The organism is Azospira sp. MPR-LB4, assembly GCF_058809525.1.
Genome location: NZ_CM179521.1, coordinates 2,411,030 through 2,432,906, shown reverse-complemented (window position 1 = coordinate 2,432,906; position 21,877 = coordinate 2,411,030). Strand labels below are relative to the sequence as shown.

Sequence of the window (21,877 nt, the reverse complement as noted above, 5' to 3'; positions counted from 1 at the left end):
GCTTGAAAACTTTTCACAATCCTGACCGTTTTATGTCGGATCTCCGACAGGTACTGTCGCAAGGACGCAAACGTATTGGCCTGTTGGTCGGGGCAGGTGCACCAATGGCTCTTCGGGTAAATGGAGCCGGGGAGCTAGTCGCCGAAGGTGGTCATTCCCTAATGCCCGGCGTAGAAGCGTTGACAAGTCAAGCCATCAACGCTCTAACAGGTCAGCAGAAAGTTGCCGCCGAGGCAATCCGATCAGAACTCGGAGTCGAGGCAAATATTGAAACTATCCTTACTCGCATCCGACTCCTGCAGCAAGCATTAGGGCCAGCCCAGGTTCACGGCCTTGACTCCGACGGCTATCGAATGCTGGGGGCCGAGATATGCAAGAGGATCGGTGAAGTAGTTGGGGCTAAGTTGCCCAACGAGCGGAATCCGTACACAGAACTGGTCTCATGGGTCAGCGGTACTTTGCGAACCCACCCGGTTGAGATCTTCACCACAAACTACGACTTGCTATTCGAAGAGGCGTTTGAACGATCTCGTGCTTCGTACTTCGATGGTTTCACTGGCGGACATATGCCCTTCTTTGACCCCGTTAGTGTTGCCAGTGATGATCTACCGCCTAGGTGGTCGCGCTTATGGAAACTGCACGGATCATTAGGTTGGGCACTCGAGGGAGACTCCGTGGTACGCGGCAGAGGACGTGATGCGGCGCAGCTCGTTTATCCAGATCACTTGAAATATGAGCTGACACAGAAACAACCGTACTCGGCGCTGTTCGAACGTCTACGTCAGTTTCTTCTGACACCCGATAGCCTGCTACTTACTACAGGATTTTCATTTAGGGACGCACATATCTGTGCCGTTCTGGATGAGGCACTTGCGATGAACGCAAATGCCGCCGTCCTTGCATTTCAATACTCGACTCTTGCCTCCGAGGAGCCAGCCTGCAAGCTCGCGTATGATCGGCCAAATTTATCTGTATATGCGGAGGATGGCGCGGTTGTTGGCGGAGTAAAGGGAGCTTGGCGCCTAGGGGATCCACCGAAGAATTGGGAAGAGATCCGCGCGACGTTCTGGGGATCTAGGTCACCTGGGCAACAAAGTGCCTTTCTGCTTGGTGACTTTGCCTTCTTCACTCGCTTCTGCGCTCTTGCACAAGCGACAGACATGAGCGCCCAAAATGCACAGGAGTCCACCGCAACAGTCCTGAGTCCAGAAAGCTATGCGGCGGCGGCAACCGAGAATACAGGAGAGGCAAAAGCGTGAGCGCTCAGGATCCGACATTTTTGGGTCTAGTTACTTCTGTTTCCGGGCCTACCGTCACTGTTTCCCTTGCTGAGTCACTTGCGTCGGGTATCGCTCTGATTGAAGGACACATGTACCGTGTTGCGCAGGTTGGTGGTTTCGTTCGCATTCCTCAGGGCTATCAGGATCTCTTCGGCATCGTTAGCGAAGTAGGTGCATCGGCCGACGCGAAGGCGGCTAATGGCGGGCGTTGGATGAGAGTGGAGTTGGCTGGAGAGGCCCTCGGTCTGAGCTTTGAGCGCGGTCTGAGCCAACTGCCGTCAATCAACGATGCGGTGCATATCGTCACAGAGGCAGACCTAAAACGCATCTATGGCCGCGAAGGACCAGATCAAATTTCTATTGGCACGCTGTCCAGCTCCGAAAGCATCGCCGTCAAACTGTCTCTGGACGCATTGGTTACGCGGCATTCTGCAGTACTGGGTTCAACAGGCTCAGGCAAGTCGACAACTGTGGCAAGCTTGTTGCGCTCCATCGTTCACCCGAACCAAGCTGGAGGAGCGCCTGCATCTCGCATTCTCCTGCTAGATCTTCACGGCGAGTACACACACGCACTAGCGGATTTCGCGAGAGTCTATAGTGCTACCCCTCAACCAGGTGAGCGTCCTCTGTTCGTTCCTTACTGGGCTCTCCAATCAAAAGATCTTTTGGACTTTGTGGCAGGCGGTCTAACTGAGAACCAAGAGATTGCGTTCTCCGACAAGATTCAGGAAATGAAGGCGGAGGTGTTGGCCACGAAAGCCTTGCCTGGTTTGGATCCCCAATCGCTCACAGTGGATAGTCCCGTACCATTCAGCCTCAAGCAATGTTGGTATGACTTGATTGATTTCGAGACTAGAACACTAAACGGACCTCAGCGAGATCAACCTGCATTGGAGCAGGCCGGCAATGCTGAAACGCTTACCCCGCCAAAGTACACACCAGCTGCGATGGGGGCAGCTGGACCGTTCCTTAACCAACAAGCGAAAGGCATTCGACGCCAGTTAAACCTGATGCGGTCACGCCTACTGGATCATCGCTTCGATTTCATTCTGCATCCTGGTTCGTGGGAGCCCTCGCTGGATGGAACTGTTCAGCATGATCTTGATAAGTTGTTGGATGACTGGTTGGGGCACGAAAAACCCGTAACGATCCTCGACCTTTCAGGCGTTCCAAGTTCGGTTCTCACAACGCTCGTTGGCTCAATCCTCAAAATTGTCTATGAAGCGCTTTATTGGAGCCGCGAAAAGACTGAGGGAGGGATACACCGGCCCCTTCTCGTCGTAATGGAAGAAGCCCATCGTTATCTTTCTGGTGCGAGGGACGATGGCCCTGCCGCCGATGTAGTCAAAAGGATTGCTAAGGAAGGTCGCAAGTACGGCGTTGGTGCGATGGTCGTCTCCCAACGTCCAGCCGAAGTAGATGAAACGATCCTTTCCCAGTGCGGGACGATCTTCGCTTTGCGACTATCGAATCCGGAGGACCGCGCCCGTGTTAGGGGAGCGCTGCCTGACAACCTTGGCGGTCTTGTCGACCTTTTGCCTGTACTTCGTACGGGGGAAGCAATCGTGGCGGGTGAAGCAGCCAAACTGCCGGTTCGATGCCGGGTCACGCTTCCAAATCCTGAGCACCGTCCCAAGAGCTCCGATCCAAAGGTTTCCGAGGCGTGGGCAAATAAGCGTGTTGCTGAGGGTTATGACAGAGTAGTGGCATCTTGGCGAGCACAGAGAACTTTTGCGGTAGCAAAGGAAGTTGGAATCGTCCGAATTCCAGTGATTGACGAGGTAGAAACAGAGGGGGGTGAATAATGAACAGAGAACCTGTTGCGTCTTCCACAATTGTAACAATTGGCTACGACGAACCATCTCAGACGCTCGAAGTAGAGTTCAAATCTGGGGGAATCTATCAGTATTACAACGTGCCGCAAGGGCTTGTGGATGGGCTCATGCAGGCCAGTTCGAAGGGACAGTTCTTGCATTACCAGATCAAGAACGCCTACCCATACTCGCGCATTGGATAAGGAGGTCAGGGTCAGGCTTGTATTGCAGCAATCTGGCTCATCGCCCCGTGTTCTGAAAGGCCGCTTTCTAAGAGCCCGGCAGTCGGCGTTGGATGGAATGCAGCCGTTAGCGATTCACGCACCTACGGACCACTTTGGCTGAGATATTGCCCGTGAATAGCCCCACCGGACGACTACTCTGCTCTGTTACCTGCTTTTGAGCCAATTACGCATCGACCAGCTACTTGGGATAAGGCAAAACGCAAGCGTGAGTGATTAGTCAATCACTTGACCATTCAATGTGAAGCAGGAAGTTACCAAGGAATAACGATGCCACGGAAACTTGAGCACGAGGAGGCGTTCTATTTTGCCAATGGACAACGCCATTGCATCCAAGCAAAAGATTTGAGAGATAAGAATACGCTTGAACTCGCCAAAACAGTGTTTCTTACGGACCAAGAAGAGCAAGAGAGATTAAGGCCGCGTGTTCCAAAGGATATCAACAAGCGCTCACACTTTTATGCTCCTGATCCTGCCCCTAAGCGTGGAGTCTCTATTAGAGAGACCAACCCTTTGCATGATACGTGGGTCGACAATTTGCTTAAGATGCTGGCCGGGAAAAATACTTGGACTGTTGTGATTGGGAGATTTGTAGATGGCGTATTGGAAAGAGAGCCACGCTTTATATTAGAGAAGTATCTTTGGGGTAAAGAGGTTCATCGAATTTGTTCGCCTGATCTTATTGTTCGACATGACCTATTTAGCCAGTCACCAATCTTGGCAATGTCAATATTTCGGCCTTGGGTGGCAATTGAGGTAATCAATACACACTTCCCTGATGAACCTTCCTTTAACGCCATGAGGGACCTCAGTCAGCGAACTCCGTTGATAGTTTTTTTTGACGTCCTGCGCAATGGCATTAATAGCTATTTTCTAAAAGTGAACGATAAAACCGGGGAGATCATTCCCCTGTACTATATCTACGAAGGTAGCGTATGGAAGGGCGGTACCGAACGCAAAGACATTACTACCGCTATGCGCCTACAGATTGAGATTGACGCAGATGTGGAACGGCTGAGGTCGAAGAAAGCGCCGCAAGCATCTCAAGACCCCTTAGCCACGGATTCTCGCCACAGCACAGACGATCTTTAATCTGGAAATTGGCGGGGTCAGTCAGCATGGCTACTGCGACCGATAGAGGAAGGTCACTGAAAAGAGCTATGCAGTGAGCTATCCAAGTGGCCTCAACTTCACGGGCCCCGGCGCTTTCACGGAGGCGTCGCCGGCGTTCCGGATCGATTTCGCTGTCGGCAACACAATATAGCTCTTCAGACTCTACCAGTTTTTGAGCGTATATGTCTGAGAGCTTCAAAGAAGCAATTTCTGTCATTTATAACTCCTAATAATTGGCAATAAAAAAGCCACTCCTTTCGGAGTGGCTAAACTTAGAAATAACCTCTATAGCGGTAGTATTAAACTGCGTAGTCCAAAATACCGCTATAAGTTCCAAATCATCAATGTTCAGTCCAAAATATTGATGGAATTTACACCACACCGGCAGTATGGGCCTGCTGGTCCGCCCAGTAGGAGCTGCGCACCATGGCGCCGCAGGCGGCCCCGGAAAAGCCCATTTCCTTGGCTTTTTCCTCGTACATCTTGAACACGTCGGGATGGACGTAGCGCTGCACCGGCAGGTGGTGGTTGGAGGGGGCCAGATACTGGCCGATGGTCAGCAGTTCCACGTCGTGGGCCCGCAGGTCGCGCATGACTTCGAGGATTTCCTCATCGGTCTCGCCCAGGCCCACCATCAGGCCGGACTTGGTGGGCACCTGGGGATAGCGGGCCTTGAACTGCTTGAGGAACTGCAGGGAGTGTTCGTAATCGGCGCCGGGACGGGCCTGCTTGTAGAGGCGGGGCACGGTTTCCAGGTTGTGGTTGAGCACGTCGGGCAGGCCCTGACCGAGCACGTCCACCGCCACTTCCAGGCGGCCGCGGAAGTCGGGCACCAGGGTCTCGATGGTGGTCTTGGGGGAGGATTCGCGCACCGCCTTGATGACATCCACGAAGTGCTGGGCGCCGCCGTCCCGCAGGTCGTCCCGGTCCACGCTGGTGATGACCACGTACTTGAGCTTGAGCTTGGAGACGGATTCGGCCAAGTGGGCCGGCTCCAGGGGATCGGGGGGCAGGGGCTTGCCGTGGCCCACGTCGCAGAAGGGGCAGCGGCGGGTGCAGATGTCGCCCAGGATCATGAAGGTGGCGGTGCCCCGGCCGAAGCATTCGCCGATGTTGGGGCAGGCGGCCTCTTCGCACACGGTGTGCAGCTTCTGTTCCCGCAGCAGCTGCTTGATCTCGCCGAAGCGGCCGGCGTCGTTGCCGGCCTTGACGCGAATCCAGCTGGGCTTTTTCAGCGTCTCTTCGACCGGCACGATCTTGATGGGAATCCGGGCGGTCTTCAGTTCGCCTTTTTGCTTGACGCCGCGTTCGCTGCTCATTGAGTCTTCTCCAGTTGTGCCACGAGATGCCGGGTAAGGTCCGCCGTTGCTTGTGACAGGGTCCGGGCCACGCCCAGGTCCTTCAGTTGGGTCACCGGCATGCCGGCATACCCGCAAGGGTTGATGGCCTGGAAGGGCGACAGGTCCATGTCCACATTGAGGCTGACGCCGTGGTAGCTGCGGCCGTTGCGGATGCGCAGGCCCAGGGCAGCCACCTTGGCCGGGCCCACGTACACGCCGGGGGCGCCGTCGTGGCGCTCGGCATTGACGCCGTATTCGGCCAGCAGGTCGATCACCGCCTGCTCGATGCGGTTCACCAGTTCCCGCACCTTGAGGTTGCGCCGGGGCAGGTCCAGCAGCAGGTACACCACCGCCTGGCCGGGGCCGTGGTAGGTGACCTGGCCGCCCCGGTCGATCTTCACCAGGGGAATGCCGATGTCCCGCAGCACGTGTTCCGGCTTGCCCGCCTGGCCCAGGGTGTAGACCGGCGGGTGCTCCACCTGCCACAGCTCGTCCGGGGTTTCCGGGGTGCGGGCGGCGGTGAAGGCCTGCATCGCCTCCCAGGTGGGCACGTAGTCTGCCCGACCCAGTTCGCGGATGACCAGCGGGGAAATCACTTAGGTCCGTCCGCCGCCGCTTACAGCACCACCTTCACCAGGGGGTGGCCGGACAGTTCCCGATACAGGTTGTCCAGCTGCTCCTTGGAGGTGGCGGTGACGGTGCAGGTCAGGGAGATGTAGGTGCCCTTGCTGGAGGGACGCATTTCCATGGAGGCGCCGTCGAATTCCGGATCGTGCTTCTGCACCACGGTGAGGATGGTCTGGGCGAAATCCACTTCCATCTTGCCCATGATCTTGAGGGGGAAGGCGCAGGGGAATTCGAGCAGGGTTTCCTGCCGGCTTTGGGGATTGTCGGGATTGGCTGGGGTCTGGCTCATGGTGTTCTCTTGCTCGATTCGGCTCAGGCGTCGGCGCGGCGCATCACCTGATTCTTGAAGTCCTGGTACAGCGCATTCATGCGGGCGGCCAGGGGGCCGGGCCTGCCGTCGGCCACGGGGGCGTCGTCGATGCGGGTGATGGGCAGCACTTCCTTGGTGGAGGATGTGACCCAGACCTCGTCGGCGCTGCGGAGTTCCGCTTCTGCCACCGGACGTACCTGGGTTGGAATGCCGTTGGCCGCCGCCAGTTCCAGCACCACGTCATAGGTGACGCCGGGCAGGATCAGATTGCTCTTGGGCGGCGCCAGGATCACCCCGTCCTGCACCACCAGCACGTTGGAGGCGGAGCCTTCCATGACCAGGCCGTCCCGCAGCAGGATGGTCTCCGTACAGCCGGCGGCGGCGGAAAGCTGGCGCAGCAGCACGTTGGCCACCAGGGAGACGGTCTTCAGGTCGCAGCGCAGCCAGCGGAAGTCCTCGGCGGTGAGGGCGGTGCCCCCCGTGGCCAGCAGTTCGGCGGATGGCGTCGGCAGGCGGTCGGCGTAGGCGAAGACGGTGGGGGCCACGGCCGGCCTGGGGAAGGCCTGGTCCCGCACCGGGGCGGCACCCCGGGTCACCTGCAGGTAGACGCCCAGGTCCTCGCTGCCGTGGTCATCGACCAGACGCTGCACCACCTCCGCCCACTGCTCCTTGGAGAGGGGATTGGCCAGCTGCAGGGCGGCCAGGGTGCGCTCCAGGCGCTCCAGGTGCTGCTGCAGGCGGAAAGGGCGACGGGAATAGACCGGGATCACCTCGTAGGCGCCGTCGCCGAAGAGGAAGCCCCGGTCCATGGGGGAAATGCGGGCCTCGTCCAGAGGCAGGTAGTTACCGTTGAGGTAGGCCAGCATGTTCCCTCCGTCAGCTAGGGGAGCGGTTTATTTGAACCACAGCTTGATGCTGTCGATGCCGCGCCCCAGGATGCCGGCCACGGGCACGGCGTCCAGGGCCACCACCGGGTATTCGCCGTAGGGCTTGCCGTCCAGGCTGACCTTCATGGTGCCGATGACCTGGCCCTGGCTCACCGGAGCCACCAGGGGCTGCTTCGATTCCAGCTGGGCCTGGATCCGGCTCGAGTAGCCCTTGGGCACGGCCAGGATGAAGTCGTTCTGGAAGCCGGCGCGGACGGTGTTGTCCTTGCCCTTGAACACCTTCAGCTCGGACACGGTCTGGTTCTTGGTGTACAGGGAGACGGCGTCGTAATACTGGAATCCGTGGTTGAGCAGCTTGAGGGATTCCTGGGCGCGCATGCCGTCGCTCTCGGCGCCGAGCAGGACGGAGAGCAGGCGCCGGGGCCCGCGCTTGGAGGAGGAGATGAGGCAGTAGCCGGCGGATTCGGTGTGGCCGGTCTTCACCCCGTCCACTGTGGGATCGGCCCACAGCAGGCGGTTGCGGTTGGGCTGGGTGATGTTGTTGTAGCGGAATTCCTTCATGGAGTAGTACTTGGCGTACTCCGTGGGGAAGTCGCGGATGATGGCGGTGGTCAGGGTGGCCAGGTCCCGGGCGGTGGCGTAGTGCTCCGGGTCGGGCAGGCCGGTGGCGTTCATGTAGTGGGTGTTCTTCATCCCCAGGCGGGCCGCCTCCTGGTTCATCATCTGGGCGAAGCGCTCCTCGGAGCCGGCGATGGCCTCGGCCAGGGCGACGCAGGCGTCGTTGCCGGACTGCACGATCATGCCCTTGATCAGGTCTTCCACCGGCACCTGGGTGCCCACCTTGATGAACATCTTGGAGCCGCCGGTGCGCCAGGCCTTCTCGGTGACGGGCACGCCCTGGTCCAGCTTCAGCACGCCCTGCTTGAGGGCGGAGAAGGTCAGGTAGGCCGTCATCAGCTTGGTCAGGGAGGCGGGATCGACGCGCTGGTCGGCGTTTTCGGCCACCAGGGTCTGGCCGGAGCCGAATTCCACCAGCAGCCAGGCCTTGGCGGCGATGCCGGGAGCCGGGGGCATCTGCTGGGCGCCGGCGGGGCCGGCCAGCAGCAGGGAAGCGCAGCCGGCGAGGACGGATGCACGGAAAACGGAAGAGAAGCGGCGGGAAATTCGGTCAGACATGCCGGTCAGGCTCCAGCGGGAGAAAAGCGCTTGATTATAGCGCAGCCGGGCAGGCCCTTCCGGCCGGGACCGGCCGTAACCTGCCGATCTTAGGGACTTGCCGCAGTAAGTGAACTCACTGACACGATGCACCTGGGCGGTGCGTTATACTCGCCCGTGTCAGTTTTCGGTCAGGTTTCTGACCCTGGCGTGACACCCCGGCGGATTCGCCCCCCATCGCCGCATCCTGACGGCATTCCCTGAGAAGTCCTGGATCGGTTACGCTCCTACGGAGCGCGCCCGGGGCATGGTTGTGCCCTGTGGCATGGCCTTTGCTGAGACAACCCCATGAAAACCAAGATCGCTCTCCTCTCCCTGCTGGGACTGCTGCTGTGCGGCAGCGCCCTGGCCGACGTCTATTCCCTCGACCAGTTGCTGGAACTGGCCCGCTCCGGCAACCGGGGCCTGCAGGCCTCCCGCGACGCGGTGGAGGCGGCCCGCTCCGGCATCACCACCGCCGGCGCCTTCCCCAACCCGGAGATCGAATACCAGAGCGGCGACGCCAAGGCCCGGGTAGCGGGTGCCAATCCCGGCAACGTCAAGACCATGACCTTCACCCAGCGCCTGGACCTGCCCTGGGTGCGTTCGGCCCGCATCGACGCCGCCAGCGCCAACCTGGAAGCCACCAGCGCCGCCGGCCGGGGCTACGAGCATGAGGTGCTGGCCAGCGTGAAGCTGGGCTACTACGAGGTGCTGCGGCGCCAGGCCGAGCTGAAGGCGGCCCAGGAAGACCAGGCCCTCATGGAAGCCATCCGCACCCGGGTCAGCGTGCGAGTCGGCGTCGGCGAGGCGCCCCGCTACGAACTGATCAAGGCCGATGCGGAACTGCTCAATGCCCAGAAAGTGACCCAGAGCACCCTGCTGCGCCTGACCCAGGCCAAGGCCGCCCTGCGCCGCAACGTGGGCACCGGCCTGCCGGCGGACTTCGAAGTGCCGGCCACCACCCAGCTGCCCCTCAACGTGGGCAGCCTGCCCGAACTGCGCCAGACCCTGCTGCAGCGCAGCCCGGACCTGGCCCAGGCCCGGGCCCAGTTGACCCAGGCCGAACACCAGCTGGACCTGCAGCGCCGCATGCGCACCCCGGAAGTGGCGCTCAAGGCCAGCAGCGACGAAGAGCCGGACCTGAAAACCTCCCGCGTCGGCATCGCCGTCACCATTCCCCTGTGGGACCGCCGCTCCGGCCCCGTGGGCGAGGCCAGCGCCAATCTTTCCCGGGCCCGCAACCTGCTCGAGCAGATGGAATTCGGTCTCGGCCAGGCCCTGGAAAACGCCTACCAGCAGCACCAGATCGCCGCCGCCCAGGTCAATGCCCTGGAGCAGGGCATCGTGCGCCAGGCCGAAGCCGCCCTCAAGGTGGCCGAATCGGCCTACCGCTTCGGCGAGCGCGGCATTCTCGACTACCTGGACGCCCAGCGGGTGTACCGGGCCGCCCGTAACGAACTGATCGCCGCCCGCTATGAACTGCGGGCCGCCGCCGTGGACATCGAACGTCTCACCGGCGCCCTGACCGCTCCCGCCCAAGAGGAAAAGCACTGATGTCCGCCCCCGCCCCCCAATCCCCGCATAGCGCGCGCCGCCTCGCCCCCGCCTTCACCGCCCTGCTCCTGGCCGCCGGCGTCAGCCTGCTGACGGCCTGCGGCAAGGAGCCGGCCCCGGTCGCCGCCGCCCCCACCGACCCCAATCTGGTGACCGCGCCGGAAGCCCTGCAGGCCCAGCTGAAGCTGGCGCCGGTGGGCAGCGTGCCGGTCAGCGAGACTCTGCGCGTGGCCGGCCGCCTGGACTTCGACGAGCAGCGCATCGCCCGCATCGGCGCCACCGTCACCGGCCGCGTCACCCAGATCAGCGGCCAGCTCGGCCATGAGGTGAAGGCCGGCGAACCCCTGGCCATCATCAACTCCACCGTCCTCGGCGAAGCCCAGCTGACCTTCCTCAAGGCCAACGCCCGGGCCAGCCTGGAACGGAACAACGTGGAGCGGGCCCAGCACCTCTTCGCCGCCGACGTCATCGGCAAGGCCGAACTGCAGCGCCGGGAAAGCGAAGCCGCCGTGACCCAGGCCGAACGCCAGGCGGCGGAAGACCAGCTGCGGGTGCTGGGCATGGCGCCCCGGGACATCGCCTCCCTCGCCAGCCGCGGCACCATCAACTCCCTCACCCCGGTGGTGGCCAGCATTCCCGGCACCCTGGTGGAACGCAAGGTGACCCAGGGCCAGGTGGTGGAACCGGCCGACGCCCTGTTCACCGTGGCCGACCTTTCCCGCCTGTGGGCCGTGGCCGACGTGCCGGAACAGCAGGCCGCCCTGGTGCGCACCGGCCAGTCGGTGGAACTGGACATTCCCTCCCTGGCCGGCGAAAAGCTCACCGGCCGGCTGATCTACATCAGCGACACCCTCAACCCGGAAACCCGCACCGTTCTGGTGCGCACCGAAGTGGAAAACCCGGACCGCCGCCTCAAGCCGGCCATGCTGGCCACCATGCTCATCGCCGGCAAGGCCATGCCCAAGCTGGCCGTGCCCGCCGCCGCCGTGGTGCGGGAGGACAACAACGAGCACGTCTTCGTCCAGGTCGCTCCCGGCCAGTACCGCCTGACCCCGGTCATCCTCGGCGCCGAAGCCGGCGGCGTGCGGCCGGTGCAGTCCGGCCTCAAGGAAGGCGAAGTGGTGGTGGTGGAAGGCGCCTTCCACCTCAACAACGAACGCAAGCGCAAGGAGCTGGAGGGCAGCTGAGCCCCGGCTCCGGTTTTCACAGGCAGCATCGCCACAACGCAGTAAAGACGCCACTCTTCACATACATATGCTGGAGAGTGGCTTGCTGATTGCCTTTCCGGGCATCGAAGGAATGTCATGATCGAATCCCTGATTCGCGCCGCCCTCAAACAACGCCTGATCGTCGTCGTCATCGCCGTCGCCCTGCTGGTGTTCGGCCTCAACGCCGCGCGCAAGCTGTCGGTGGATGCCTTCCCCGACGTCACCAACATCCAGGTGCAGATCGCCACCGAGGCCCCCGGCCGCTCGCCGGAGGAGGTGGAGCGCTTCGCCACGGTGCCCCTGGAAATCGCCATGACCGGCCTGCCCGGCCTGACGGAGATGCGTTCCCTGAACAAGCCGGGCCTCTCCCTCATCACCCTGGTGTTCACCGACAGCACCAACGTCTACTTCGCCCGCCAGCTGGTCATGGAACGCCTGCTGGAAGTGGGTTCGCGCCTGCCCGAGGGCATCACCCCGGTACTCGGCCCCGTTTCCACCGGCCTCGGCGAGATCTACCAGTACACCTTGGAGCGGCCCGACGACGGCGAGCGGGCCCTGACCCCGGAGGAGCTGACCCAGCGCCGCGTCGCCCAGGACTGGGTGGTGCGCCCCCTGCTGCGCTCCATTTCCGGCGTCGCCGAAATCAACTCCCAGGGTGGCTTCGTCAAGCAGTACCAGGTGCTGGTGAACCCGGACAAGCTGCGCCACTTCAAGCTCACCGTGGCCGACGTGTACCAGGCCGTGGGCCGCAACAACGCCAACTCCGGCGGCGGCGTGCTGCCCCACTACGCCGAGCAGTACCTGATCCGCGGCGTGGGCCTGGTGCGGGACCTGGACGACATCCGCTCCATCGTGCTGAAGGAGCGGGACGGGGTGCCGGTGTACATCCGCGACGTGGCCACGGTGGACCTGGGCCACGCGGTGCGCGAGGGCGCCCTGGTGAAGAACGGCGTCACCGAATCCGTGGGCGGCGTGGTGATGATGCTGGCCGGCGGCAACGCCAAGCAGATCGTCGGCCGCATCCAGGAGCGGGTGAAGGAGATCAACGACAAGGACATGCTGCCCGGCGGCCTCAAGATCGTGCCCTACTACGACCGCTCCGAGCTGGTGGATGCGGCCCTGTGGACCGTGACCAAGGTGCTGATCGAAGGTGTCTTCCTGGTGGTGGTGGTGCTACTGCTGTTCCTCGGCGACCTGCGCTCCTCCATCATCGTCGTCGCCACCCTGGTGCTGACGCCCCTGCTCACCTTCATGGCCATGAACCAGATCAACCTCTCGGCCAACCTGATGTCCCTGGGGGGCCTGGCCATCGCCATCGGCCTCATGGTGGACGGCTCGGTGGTGGTGGTGGAGAACGCCTTCGCCTACCTGGGACGCAAGGCGGAGACGGGGGAATCGCGCATCCGCATCATCTTCAACGCGGTCAAGGAAGTGGCGACGCCGGTGATCTTCGGCGTCGGCATCATCATCCTGGTGTTCCTGCCCCTGATGACCCTGCAGGGCATGGAGGGCAAGATGTTCGCCCCCCTCGCCTACACCATCGCCATCGCCCTGGCTGTCTCCCTGGTGCTGTCCCTGACCCTGTCGCCGGTGCTCTGCTCTTACCTGCTGAAGGTGCCGCCGGGCCAGGGCGACCACGACACCCGGGCCATCGCCGCCATGAAGAAGCCCTACCTGAAGATGCTCAACTGGTCCCTGGCCAACGGCAGGAAGACGGTGACCCTGTGCGTCGGCGTCTTCGTCGCCACCCTGGCCATCCTGCCTTTCCTCGGCACCGCCTTCATCCCGGAGATGAAGGAAGGTTCCGTGGTGCCGGGCATCAACCGGGTGCCCAACATTTCCCTGGATGAATCCATCAAGATGGAAATGCAGGCCATGAAGCTGGTGATGGAAGTGCCGGGGGTCAAATCCGCCGTCTCCGGCGTCGGCCGCGGCGAATCCCCGGCCGACCCCCAGGGCCCCAACGAATCCACCCCCATCGTCAGCCTCAAGCCGCGCAGCGAGTGGCCCTCCGGCTGGAACCAGGACGACATCGCCGAGGCCATGCGCGACAAGCTGAAGGCCCTGCCCGGGGTGCAGATCGTCATGGCCCAGCCCATCTCCGACCGGGTGGACGAAATGGTCACCGGGGTCCGTTCCGATATCGCCGTGAAGGTTTTCGGCGACGATCTGGACACCCTGAAGAAAAAGGCCGAGGAAATCGCCAAGGTGGCCCAGTCCATCCAGGGCGCCCAGGACATGCGGGTGGAGCGCATCTCCGGCCAGCAGTACCTGATCATCGAGATCGACCGCCAGGCCATCGCCCGTCTCGGCCTCAACGCCGCCGACGTGCACGACGTGATCGAGACCGCCATCGGCGGCAAGGTGGCCACCGACGTCTATGAAGGCGAACGCCGCTTCTCCGCCACCGTGCGCCTGCCCAAGGAATTCCGCAACGACGTGGAGGCCATCCGCCACATCCTGGTCAGCGCCCCCGGCGGCGCCCAGGTGCCCCTGGAAGCCCTGGCGGAGATCCGCCTGGCCGACGGTCCGGCCCAGATCAGCCGGGAGACGGCCAAGCGCCGCATCGTGGTCGGCGTGAACGTGAAGGACCGGGACCTGGGCAGCTTCGTCGCCGAACTGCAGCAGAAGGTGGCAGAGAAGATCAAGCTGCCGGAAGGCTACTACCTGGAGTGGGGCGGCCAGTTCCAGAACATGGAGCGGGCCCTGGGGCACCTCACCATCATCATCCCCATCACCATCGGCGCCATCTTCTTCCTGCTGTTCCTGCTCTTCAATTCGCTGCGCATGGCCAGCCTCATCATCCTGGTGCTGCCCTTCGCCTCCATCGGCGGCATCATCGGCCTGGCGGTGACCGGCGAGTACCTCTCGGTGCCGGCCTCGGTGGGCTTCATCGCCCTGTGGGGCATCGCCGTGCTCAACGGGGTGGTGCTGGTATCCTATATCCGCAGCCTGCGCCAGGAAGGCGCCAGCCTTGACGAAGCGGTGACCAAGGGCGCCATCCTGCGCTTCCGCCCGGTGATGATGACGGCGACGGTGGCCATGCTCGGCCTCATTCCCTTCCTCTTCGCCACCGGCCCCGGTTCCGAAGTGCAGCGCCCCCTGGCCATCGTGGTCATCGGCGGCCTCATCACCTGCACCCTGCTGACCCTGGTGGTGTTGCCCACCCTCTACCGCTGGTTCGACGAAGAACCGGTGGAAGCCTAACTGTAAGGAGACGCACCGATGAAGGAAATCAAGGCCGTAGTGCGCCCCAACAAGCTGCCCGCCCTGCGCGAGGCCCTGCGGGACATCCCGGGCTTTCCCGGCATGACGGTGAGCAAGGCGGAGGGCTGCAGCGCGCCCTCCCGCCACGTGCCGCACAACATCAAGGAAGAGCTGACCGACTACACCCCCAAGGTGCGCATCGAGATCATCGCCGACGACGACCTGGCCACGGTGATCGTGGACCGCATCATCGCCGTCTCCCAGACCGGCCAGATCGGCGACGGCCTGGTGTGGGTGACGCCGGTGGACCGGGCCGCCTTCATCTTCAAGACCATGCCGGGCAAGGATTCCATCTGAACCCGGCGCCGGGTTGATTTGATCCAGCGCAAGGCAGATTTCACGATGCGGCAGGCATCATGGGGCGATGGAGGTAGTCGCCGATGCCGTTTCCCCCCCATCCCCCCTGGCCAGCTTTTCCCGAGACAGAGCAGTGCGCCGCCGGCCCCCGGCCCGGTGCACCGTCCCGGGCTGCCTGGCTGGAGCGCCTGAGCCGGGCCGAGTTTCTGGCCCAGGCCGGGCTGGAGGAGATTTACCCCTACCTCACCGAAACCGCCGCCCGGCTGCTCGGCGTGGACCGGGTCGGCATCTGGCTGTTCGACGACAGCCAGTGCACCATCCGCTGCGCCGATCTCTTTGAACGGGCCGGCGGCAGCCACAGCAGCGGCCAGCGCCTACAGGAAGCCGACTGCCCGGCCTACTTCGCCGCCCTGGAAAGCGGCGAGCCCATCGTCGCCGACGACGCCCTGCACCACCCGGCCACCCGGGACCTCAACGACGCCTACCTGACGCCCCATGGCATCGGCGCCCTGCTCGACTACCCGGTGCGCCAGCAAGGGCGCCTGGCCGGCGTTCTCTGCCACGAGCAGGCGGGGCCGGCCCGGCCCTGGAACGAGGAACAGCGCCTGCTGGGCGTGGCCCTGGCCAACCTGGTGAGCCTGGCCCTGGAGCACGCGGCCCTGCGCCAGAGCCAGGCCCAGTTGCACTCCCTGGAGGAGCGCTACCTGCGCCTGCTGGAGTTCTGTCCCACGGGCATCATCCATTACGACACCGAGCTGCACATCACCTACAGCAACCAGCAGTTCGCCAACATCATCGGCGTCCCCCTGGAGCGGCTGCAGGACCTGGACATGGCCAAGCTGCAGGACCAGCGCCCCCTGCCGGCCCTGGCGGCAGTGCTGGAGGGCCGCACCGGGCGCTTCGAGGGCGAATACCGCGCCAGCCTCAGCGGGCGCCAGCTGTGGGTTTCCCTGGTGGCGGCGCCGGTGCTGGACCAAGGTGGCCAGCTGCTGGGGGGCATCGCCATCGTCGAGGACGCCACCGAGCGCAAGCGCGCCGAACTGCAACTGCGCCAGCTCTCCCGGGCGGTGGAGCAGAGCCCGGCCACCATCGTCATCACCGACACCAACGGCGTCATCGAGTACGTCAATCCCAAGTTCACCCGCACCACCGGCTACAGCGCCGAGGAGGCGGTGGGCCTCAAGCCCAGCGTGCTCAAATCCGGCGAGACGCCCCTGGAGGTGTACCAGGAGCTGTGGTCCACCATCGCCAGCGGCGGCCAGTGGGAAGGGGTGTTCCACAACCGGCGGCGCAACGGCGAGCTGTACTGGGAACACGCCACCATCTCTCCCATCACCGACGACAACCAGCGCATCACCCATTTCGTCGCGGTGAAGGAGGACATCACGGAAAAGCGCCGGCAGGAGGACCGCATCCACCAGCTGGCCTATTTCGACGAACTCACCGGCCTGCCCAACCGCACCCTGCTGCACGACCGGGTCAGCCAGTGCCTGGCCGCCGCCGAGCGGGAACAGGAGACCCTGGCCCTGCTTTTCATCGACCTGGACAATTTCAAGACGGTGAACGATTCCCTCGGCCACTTCACCGGCGACCGCCTGCTGCAGTCCGTGGCCCAGCGCCTCAAGGGCTGCGTGAGGGATTCGGACACGGTATCGCGCCTGGGCGGCGACGAATTCGTGGTGGTGCTGGCCGACGCCCAGCTGGACGGGGCCTCCCAGGTGGCGCGCAAAATCATCGACCGGGTGGGCCAGCCCTTCGTCATCGACGGCCACCAGCTCACCGTCACCCCCTCCATCGGCATCAGCCTCTTTCCCCACGACGCCCGGGACTTCCAGAGCCTGCTGAAGAACGCCGACACGGCCATGTACCAGGCCAAGGAATCGGGGCGCAACGCCTACCAGTTCTTCACCGCCGAAATGAACGTGCTGGCCTTCGAGCGCCTGGTGCTGGAGAACGCCCTGCGCCAGGCGGTGGAGCGGCAGGAATTCGTGCTGCACTACCAGCCCCAGGTGGACATGGGCAGCGGCCGGGTCATCGGCGCCGAGGCCCTGGTGCGCTGGCTGCACCCGGAGCTGGGCATGGTACCGCCGGCCCGTTTCATTCCCGTGGCCGAGGATTCGGGCCTCATCGGCGCCATCGGCGACTGGGTGCTGTACGAGGCCTGCCGTCAGAACCGGGCCTGGCAGGAGGCCGGCCTGCCGGCCATCCCCGTGGCGGTGAACCTCTCGGCGGTGCAGCTGCGCCAGAGCGAGCTGCACGAGAGCGTGGCCGAGCTGCTGCGCCGCACCGGCCTGGAATCGCGCTATCTGGAGCTGGAACTGACGGAACGCACGGTGATGGAGGATGCGGAAGCCACGGTGCGCTGCCTGCGCCGCTTGGACGAAATGGGGGTGATGCTGTCCATCGACGACTTCGGCACCGGCTATTCCAGCCTCTCCTACCTGAAGCGTTTTCCCATTGACAAGCTGAAGATCGACCAGAGTTTCGTCCGCGACATCGTTGCCGATGCGGACGACCAGGCCATCGCCGTGGCCATCATCAGCATGGGCCACAGCCTGCGCCTGCGGGTCATCGCCGAGGGAGTGGAAACCGCGGAGCAGCTGGAGATCCTGCACCGCCACGGCTGCGACGAGGCCCAGGGCTTTCACTTCGGCCGCCCCATGCCGGCGGACGAGTTCGCCGCCTACCTGGCCAGGCGCAACGCCTGATCAGCGAGTGACGAAAGTGGGCTTGAAGCCCAGGGCCAGTCGGATGCGCTCGGCCACCTTGTCCGCCTCCATGCGGTCCCGGTAGGGGCCGACGTGGATGCGGTGCATGCCGCCCTTGCTCTGTATCTGGATGGCGTCGGTGAGCCAGTCCAGTTCCCGGGCCAGCTTGGCCTTCAGGCTTTCCGCATTGTCCTGGCTGGAGAAGGCGCCAAGCTGCAGGAAGACATTGCCGACGCCGGCGGCGGCAGCCGGGGCGGGTGCCGCCGCCAGCACGGCGGCCGGCTCGTCCTGGGCCTGGGCCGCCATGGCCATTTCGGCGATGGGGTCCCGCTCCTCCCGCGCCGGCGCCGGGCGGGCTTCCTGGCGTGCCGTCTGGCGCTTGATGGCGGCCACTTCCAGGGCCGGCGCAGCGGCATAGGTGGCGCCGGGTTCGAGGACGATGGATTCCACTTCCACCGCGGTGCTGCCGTTGGCCACGTAGCCGAGGCGGTAGGCGGCGGTGAAGGAGAGGTCGATCACCCGGTCGGCATGGAAGGGGCCCCGGTCGGTGATGCGCACGATGACCGACTTGCCGGTGGCCACGTTGGTGACCCGGGCATAGGAGGGAATGGCCAGGGTCGGGTGGGCCGCCGTCATGGCGAACATGTCGTAGGGCTCGCCGATGGAGGTCTTCTGGCCGTGGAATTTCTTGCCATACCAGCTGCCGATGCCGCGCACCTTGTAGGGCTGGAGCCGGGTCATGGGCACGTATTCCTTGCCCAGCACCACGTAGGGCCTGTTGGCGAAGCGGTGCAAGGGCTCCCAGCGGGGCTCGGCATCGGGAATGTCGTCGATGTTCTCGGGAATTTCCTCGGGCAGGCCGTCGTCCTTGTAGAAGCCGCCGCCCCGGCGGGCCAGGGGATTGGGCTTCATGCCGCTCTTGGCCGGCGGCCGGGCACCGGCCTCCGGCGCCCGCTCGAGGCGCGGCGCTGGGCCGCCGCAGGCCGCCAGCAGGGTCAGCAGGAAGGCGCCGCACAGGCCCGGCAGGAGAGAACGCTTCATTTCTTCACCAGCATGCGATGGGTGTGGATGCTCATCAGGATACCGAGGCCGAGGAACAGGGTCACCAGGGCCGTGCCGCCGTAGCTGACGAAGGGCAGGGGCACCCCCACCACCGGCAGGATGCCGCTCACCATGCCCATGTTGACGAAGGCGTAGGTGAAGAAATTGAGGGAGATGGCGCCGGCCAGGAGACGCGACGACAGGGTCGGGGCGTTGGCGGCGATCATCATGCAGCGGCCGATGAGCAGCAGGTAGAGGAGCAGCAGTACCAGGTTGCCGATCAGGCCCCATTCCTCGGAGAAGACCGCGAAAATGAAGTCGGTGTGCTTTTCCGGGATGAACTCCAGGTGGGTCTGGGTGCCGTTGAGCCAGCCCTTGCCGATGATGCCGCCGGAGCCGATGGCGATGGTGGACTGGATGATGTGGTAGCCCGTGCCCAAAGGATCGGAGGTGGGGTCGATGAGGGTCAGGATGCGCTTGCGCTGGTAGTCGTGCAGCATGGTCCAGGCGAAGGGCGCAGCGGCGGCGCCGGCGGCGATGAGGCCGACGATGACCTTCCACGACAGGCCGGCGAAGAAGATGACGTAGAAGCCGGCGGCCAGCACCAGGATGGCAGTGCCCAGGTCCGGCTGCTTGATGATGAAGGCCACCGGCACCAGCAGCAGCATGGAGGCCGTGGCGTAGTGGCGCCAGCGCAGGGCCGCCTCGTGCTTGTGGAAGTACCAGGCCAGCATCAGGGGCATGGCGATCTTCATGATCTCGGAGGGCTGGATGCGGGTGACGCCGACATGCAGCCAGCGTCGGGCCCCGTTCACCTTGATGCCGAACAGCCACACCGCCAGCAGCAGGATCACCCCCAGCACGTAGAGGGGCACGGCGAAGCGCAGCAGCTTCTGGGGCGGCACCTGGGCCACCATCCACATCACGGAAAAGGCGATCAGCAGGTTCACCGCCTGGGGCCCCATGCGGCTCAGGCCGATGTAGGTGGCGGAATAGACGGTGGCGGTGCCGATGCCCAGGATCACCAGGGCAATGGTCAGCAGGGGGCCGTCCAGGTGCTCGATGGCCTTGTACCAGTAGCGCCTAATGGCCTCCATCGTCGCCCTCCTCGTCCTCGTTGGCCGGGCCCTTGGGCACCTTGCCGAGGATGTAGTAGTCCAGCACCATGCGCGCGATGGGGGCGGCAGCGGCGGCGCCGAAACCGCCGTTCTCCACGATCACCGCCAGGGCGATCTTGGGCTGCTCCGCCGGGGCGTAGGCTATGAACAGGGAGTGGTCGCGCAGGTGGTGCTTGGTGGCGCCCTCCACGTACTTCTCGCCCTTCAGGCTGAACACCTGGGCGGTACCGGTCTTGCCGGCGGATTCGTAGCCGGCGCCGGCGAAGGCCCGGGCCCCGGTACCGGCCTTGTTCACGCCGACCATGGCGTTCTTGATCACCGCCAGGTGTTCCGGCTTGAGCTTGAGGTCGCGGATGGGCTGGGGCTCCACCATGGTCTTCTCGCCGCTGCGGCTGTTGGTGATGTACTTCACCAGATGGGGCCGGTACATGACCCCGTCGTTGGCGATGGTGGCCACCGCCTGGGCCAGCTGGATCGGCGTGTAGGCGTTGTAGCCCTGGCCGATGCCGATGGAGATGGTTTCGCCGGCATACCACTTCTGGTGCTCCGGCTTCTTGAAGCGGCGCTTCTTCCAGGCCTGGGAGGGCAGCACACCCTCGCTCTCGCCCTGGATGTCCACCCCGGTGCGCTGGCCCAGGCCCAGCTGGCCCATGAAGGCGGCGATGTTGTCGATGCCCATGTCGTTGGCCAGGATGTAGTAGTACGTATCGCAGGACTCGACGATGGACTTGTACATGTCCACCATGCCGTGGCCGCCCTTCTTGTCGTCCCGGAACTGGTGGCCGCCGAAGTTGAAATAGCCCGGATCGGCGATGGCCTGGGAGGGGGTGCGCTTGCCCTGGACCAGGGCCGCCAGGGCCATGAAGGGCTTGAAGGTGGAGCCGGGCGGATAGGCCGAGTAGATGGCCCGGTTGAGCAGGGGCTTGTCCGGGTCGGTGTTGAGGCCGTCCCAGTCGTCGCCGCGGATGCCGTCCACGAACAGGTTGGGGTCGTAGGTGGGCTTGGAGACCAGGGCCAGGATGCCGCCGGTGGACGGTTCGATGGCCACCAGGGCACCGCGGCGGCTGCCGAAGGCCTGCTCGGTGATCTCCTGCAGCTTGGAGTCCAGGGTCAAGGACAGGTTGTTGCCGGACACCGGCGCCGTGCGCGACAGCACCCGCACCGCCCGGCCACCCGCATCCACTTCCACTTCCTCGTAGCCCGTCTCGCCATGCAGCTGGAACTCGTAGTTCTGCTCCAGGCCGGCCTTGCCGATGTGCTCGGTGCCCTTGTAGTTGGGCGTCTGCTCGGCGTTGTCGATGGTCTCCAGATCCTTGTCGTTGATCCGGCCCATGTAGCCCAGAGCATGGGAAGCCACGTCCCCCAGGGGATACTGGCGGAACAGCCGGGCCTTCACCTCGACGCCGGGGAAACGGTAACGGTTGGCGGCAAAGCGGGCCACCTCGTCGTCGGAAAGGCGGGTGCGGATGGGGATGGACTCGAAGTTCTTCGACTCCTCCATCAGTTTCTTGAAGCGCTTCCTGTCCTTGGGCGTGATAGGGATCAGGGTGCCGATCTGCTCGATCACCGTCTCCAGGTCTTCCTGCAGGCGGGAGGGGGTGATTTCCAGGGTGAAGGCGGAATAGTTGCGGGCCATCACCACCCCGTTGCGGTCCACGATCAGGCCCCGGTTGGGGATGATGGGCACCAGGGAAATGCGGTTCTCTTCGGCCCGGGTGGAGTAGTAGTCGTGCTTCACCACCTGCAGCCAGAAGAAACGGGCGAAGAGGATGACGAAGCACAGCAGCACCATGCCGGCGGCGAAGCCGAGGCGGAAGCGGAACTGCTCCTGTTCCCGGTCCGAACTGCTGAGGTCGGTATAGCGCATGGCCTGC

Annotated in this window: 17 protein-coding genes; 9 read left to right on the top strand and 8 right to left on the bottom strand. The window is 63.8% G+C overall.

From position 1 onward, the window contains the following. The first annotated feature begins 2 nt into the window (after positions 1-2). From AC3QLZ_RS11475 to AC3QLZ_RS11460, 4 genes are all read left to right on the top strand, one after another. Positions 3-1,259 carry an SIR2 family NAD-dependent protein deacylase gene (locus AC3QLZ_RS11475; protein WP_014236014.1) on the top strand — a complete coding sequence of 419 codons (1,257 nt, stop codon included), beginning with the start codon at positions 3-5 and terminating at the stop codon, positions 1,257-1,259. Beyond that, positions 1,256-3,085: an ATP-binding protein gene (locus AC3QLZ_RS11470; protein ID WP_014236013.1), complete on the top strand. Its 1,830-nt coding sequence runs from the start codon at positions 1,256-1,258 to the stop codon at positions 3,083-3,085. Before AC3QLZ_RS11475 ends, AC3QLZ_RS11470 begins: the two co-directional genes overlap by 4 nt. Continuing rightward, positions 3,085-3,297 carry a KTSC domain-containing protein gene (locus tag AC3QLZ_RS11465; RefSeq protein ID WP_014236012.1) on the top strand — a complete coding sequence of 71 codons (213 nt, stop codon included), beginning with the start codon at positions 3,085-3,087 and terminating at the stop codon, positions 3,295-3,297. The genes AC3QLZ_RS11470 and AC3QLZ_RS11465 overlap by 1 nt, the downstream gene beginning before the upstream one ends. Positions 3,298-3,606: 309 nt before the next feature. After that, positions 3,607-4,428 carry a hypothetical protein gene (locus AC3QLZ_RS11460; RefSeq protein ID WP_014236011.1) on the top strand — a complete coding sequence of 274 codons (822 nt, stop codon included), beginning with the start codon at positions 3,607-3,609 and terminating at the stop codon, positions 4,426-4,428. A gap of 392 nt (positions 4,429-4,820) precedes the next feature. On the opposite strand, the gene lipA is transcribed toward AC3QLZ_RS11460, so the two are convergent. From lipA to AC3QLZ_RS11435, 5 genes are all read right to left on the bottom strand, one after another. Next, positions 4,821-5,768, bottom strand: a complete 948-nt coding sequence (lipA, locus tag AC3QLZ_RS11455) for a lipoyl synthase (protein ID WP_014236010.1) — start codon at positions 5,766-5,768, stop codon at positions 4,821-4,823. After that, positions 5,765-6,322, bottom strand: coding sequence for a lipoyl(octanoyl) transferase LipB (gene lipB / locus AC3QLZ_RS11450; protein ID WP_050804343.1), 558 nt, complete (start codon positions 6,320-6,322; stop codon positions 5,765-5,767). Before lipB ends, lipA begins: the two co-directional genes overlap by 4 nt. Positions 6,323-6,405: 83 nt before the next feature. Continuing rightward, complete coding sequence (locus AC3QLZ_RS11445; RefSeq protein WP_014236008.1) at positions 6,406-6,705, bottom strand: HP0495 family protein; 300 nt, start codon at positions 6,703-6,705, stop codon at positions 6,406-6,408. A 23-nt stretch (positions 6,706-6,728) separates the two neighbouring features. Next, positions 6,729-7,592: a D-amino acid aminotransferase gene (locus tag AC3QLZ_RS11440; protein ID WP_014236007.1), complete on the bottom strand. Its 864-nt coding sequence runs from the start codon at positions 7,590-7,592 to the stop codon at positions 6,729-6,731. Positions 7,593-7,619: 27 nt separating this feature from the next. Next, on the bottom strand, positions 7,620-8,789 hold the full coding sequence (locus AC3QLZ_RS11435; RefSeq protein ID WP_014236006.1) for a D-alanyl-D-alanine carboxypeptidase family protein: 1,170 nt from the start codon (positions 8,787-8,789) through the stop codon (positions 7,620-7,622). A gap of 327 nt (positions 8,790-9,116) precedes the next feature. Between AC3QLZ_RS11435 and AC3QLZ_RS11430 the strand changes: the two genes are divergently transcribed. The 5 genes from AC3QLZ_RS11430 (at position 9,117) to AC3QLZ_RS11410 (ending at position 17,844) form a co-directional block, all read left to right on the top strand. Further along, the gene (locus AC3QLZ_RS11430) at positions 9,117-10,364 is read left to right on the top strand and encodes a TolC family protein (RefSeq protein ID WP_014236005.1); all 1,248 of its coding nucleotides are present in this window, start codon (positions 9,117-9,119) and stop codon (positions 10,362-10,364) included. Beyond that, entirely contained in the window at positions 10,364-11,551 is a 1,188-nt protein-coding gene (locus AC3QLZ_RS11425; RefSeq protein ID WP_014236004.1) for an efflux RND transporter periplasmic adaptor subunit, read from the top strand. The genes AC3QLZ_RS11430 and AC3QLZ_RS11425 overlap by 1 nt, the downstream gene beginning before the upstream one ends. Before the next feature lie 117 nt (positions 11,552-11,668). Further along, a complete protein-coding gene (locus AC3QLZ_RS11420; RefSeq protein ID WP_014236003.1) occupies positions 11,669-14,779 on the top strand; it encodes an efflux RND transporter permease subunit in 3,111 nt (1,036 codons plus the stop codon). Positions 14,780-14,797: 18 nt separating this feature from the next. Then, positions 14,798-15,136 carry a P-II family nitrogen regulator gene (locus AC3QLZ_RS11415; RefSeq protein WP_014236002.1) on the top strand — a complete coding sequence of 113 codons (339 nt, stop codon included), beginning with the start codon at positions 14,798-14,800 and terminating at the stop codon, positions 15,134-15,136. Positions 15,137-15,219: 83 nt separating this feature from the next. Further along, positions 15,220-17,844 (top strand): sensor domain-containing phosphodiesterase, encoded by a 2,625-nt coding sequence (locus AC3QLZ_RS11410; protein WP_014236001.1) that lies wholly within the window; start codon positions 15,220-15,222, stop codon positions 17,842-17,844. On the opposite strand, the gene AC3QLZ_RS11405 is transcribed toward AC3QLZ_RS11410, so the two are convergent. Genes AC3QLZ_RS11405 through mrdA form a run of 3 tightly spaced genes read right to left on the bottom strand, consistent with a single transcriptional unit; the run spans position 17,845 to position 21,870 of the window. After that, positions 17,845-18,885, bottom strand: coding sequence for a septal ring lytic transglycosylase RlpA family protein (locus AC3QLZ_RS11405; protein ID WP_014236000.1), 1,041 nt, complete (start codon positions 18,883-18,885; stop codon positions 17,845-17,847). Then, complete coding sequence (gene rodA, locus AC3QLZ_RS11400; RefSeq protein WP_014235999.1) at positions 18,882-19,982, bottom strand: rod shape-determining protein RodA; 1,101 nt, start codon at positions 19,980-19,982, stop codon at positions 18,882-18,884. The genes AC3QLZ_RS11405 and rodA overlap by 4 nt, the downstream gene beginning before the upstream one ends. Then, complete coding sequence (gene mrdA, locus AC3QLZ_RS11395; protein ID WP_014235998.1) at positions 19,969-21,870, bottom strand: penicillin-binding protein 2; 1,902 nt, start codon at positions 21,868-21,870, stop codon at positions 19,969-19,971. The genes rodA and mrdA overlap by 14 nt, the downstream gene beginning before the upstream one ends. Positions 21,871-21,877 lie beyond the last annotated feature (7 nt).

Excerpts from the sequence above, each read along its gene's own strand:
- AC3QLZ_RS11405 (WP_014236000.1), bottom strand. The coding sequence starts at position 18,885 with ATGAAGCGTTCTCTCCTGCCGGGCCTGTGCGGCGCCTTCCTGCTGACC.
- AC3QLZ_RS11465 (WP_014236012.1), top strand. The coding sequence starts at position 3,085 with ATGAACAGAGAACCTGTTGCGTCTTCCACAATTGTAACAATTGGCTAC.
- AC3QLZ_RS11415 (WP_014236002.1), top strand. The coding sequence starts at position 14,798 with ATGAAGGAAATCAAGGCCGTAGTGCGCCCCAACAAGCTGCCCGCCCTG.
- AC3QLZ_RS11420 (WP_014236003.1), top strand. The coding sequence starts at position 11,669 with ATGATCGAATCCCTGATTCGCGCCGCCCTCAAACAACGCCTGATCGTC.
- AC3QLZ_RS11410 (WP_014236001.1), top strand. The coding sequence starts at position 15,220 with ATGCCGTTTCCCCCCCATCCCCCCTGGCCAGCTTTTCCCGAGACAGAG.
- AC3QLZ_RS11440 (WP_014236007.1), bottom strand. The coding sequence starts at position 7,592 with ATGCTGGCCTACCTCAACGGTAACTACCTGCCTCTGGACGAGGCCCGC.
- mrdA (WP_014235998.1), bottom strand. The coding sequence starts at position 21,870 with ATGCGCTATACCGACCTCAGCAGTTCGGACCGGGAACAGGAGCAGTTC.
- AC3QLZ_RS11460 (WP_014236011.1), top strand. The coding sequence starts at position 3,607 with ATGCCACGGAAACTTGAGCACGAGGAGGCGTTCTATTTTGCCAATGGA.
- lipA (WP_014236010.1), bottom strand. The coding sequence starts at position 5,768 with ATGAGCAGCGAACGCGGCGTCAAGCAAAAAGGCGAACTGAAGACCGCC.
- AC3QLZ_RS11430 (WP_014236005.1), top strand. The coding sequence starts at position 9,117 with ATGAAAACCAAGATCGCTCTCCTCTCCCTGCTGGGACTGCTGCTGTGC.
- lipB (WP_050804343.1), bottom strand. The coding sequence starts at position 6,322 with ATGCAGGCCTTCACCGCCGCCCGCACCCCGGAAACCCCGGACGAGCTG.
- AC3QLZ_RS11435 (WP_014236006.1), bottom strand. The coding sequence starts at position 8,789 with ATGTCTGACCGAATTTCCCGCCGCTTCTCTTCCGTTTTCCGTGCATCC.
- AC3QLZ_RS11425 (WP_014236004.1), top strand. The coding sequence starts at position 10,364 with ATGTCCGCCCCCGCCCCCCAATCCCCGCATAGCGCGCGCCGCCTCGCC.
- AC3QLZ_RS11445 (WP_014236008.1), bottom strand. The coding sequence starts at position 6,705 with ATGAGCCAGACCCCAGCCAATCCCGACAATCCCCAAAGCCGGCAGGAA.
- rodA (WP_014235999.1), bottom strand. The coding sequence starts at position 19,982 with ATGGAGGCCATTAGGCGCTACTGGTACAAGGCCATCGAGCACCTGGAC.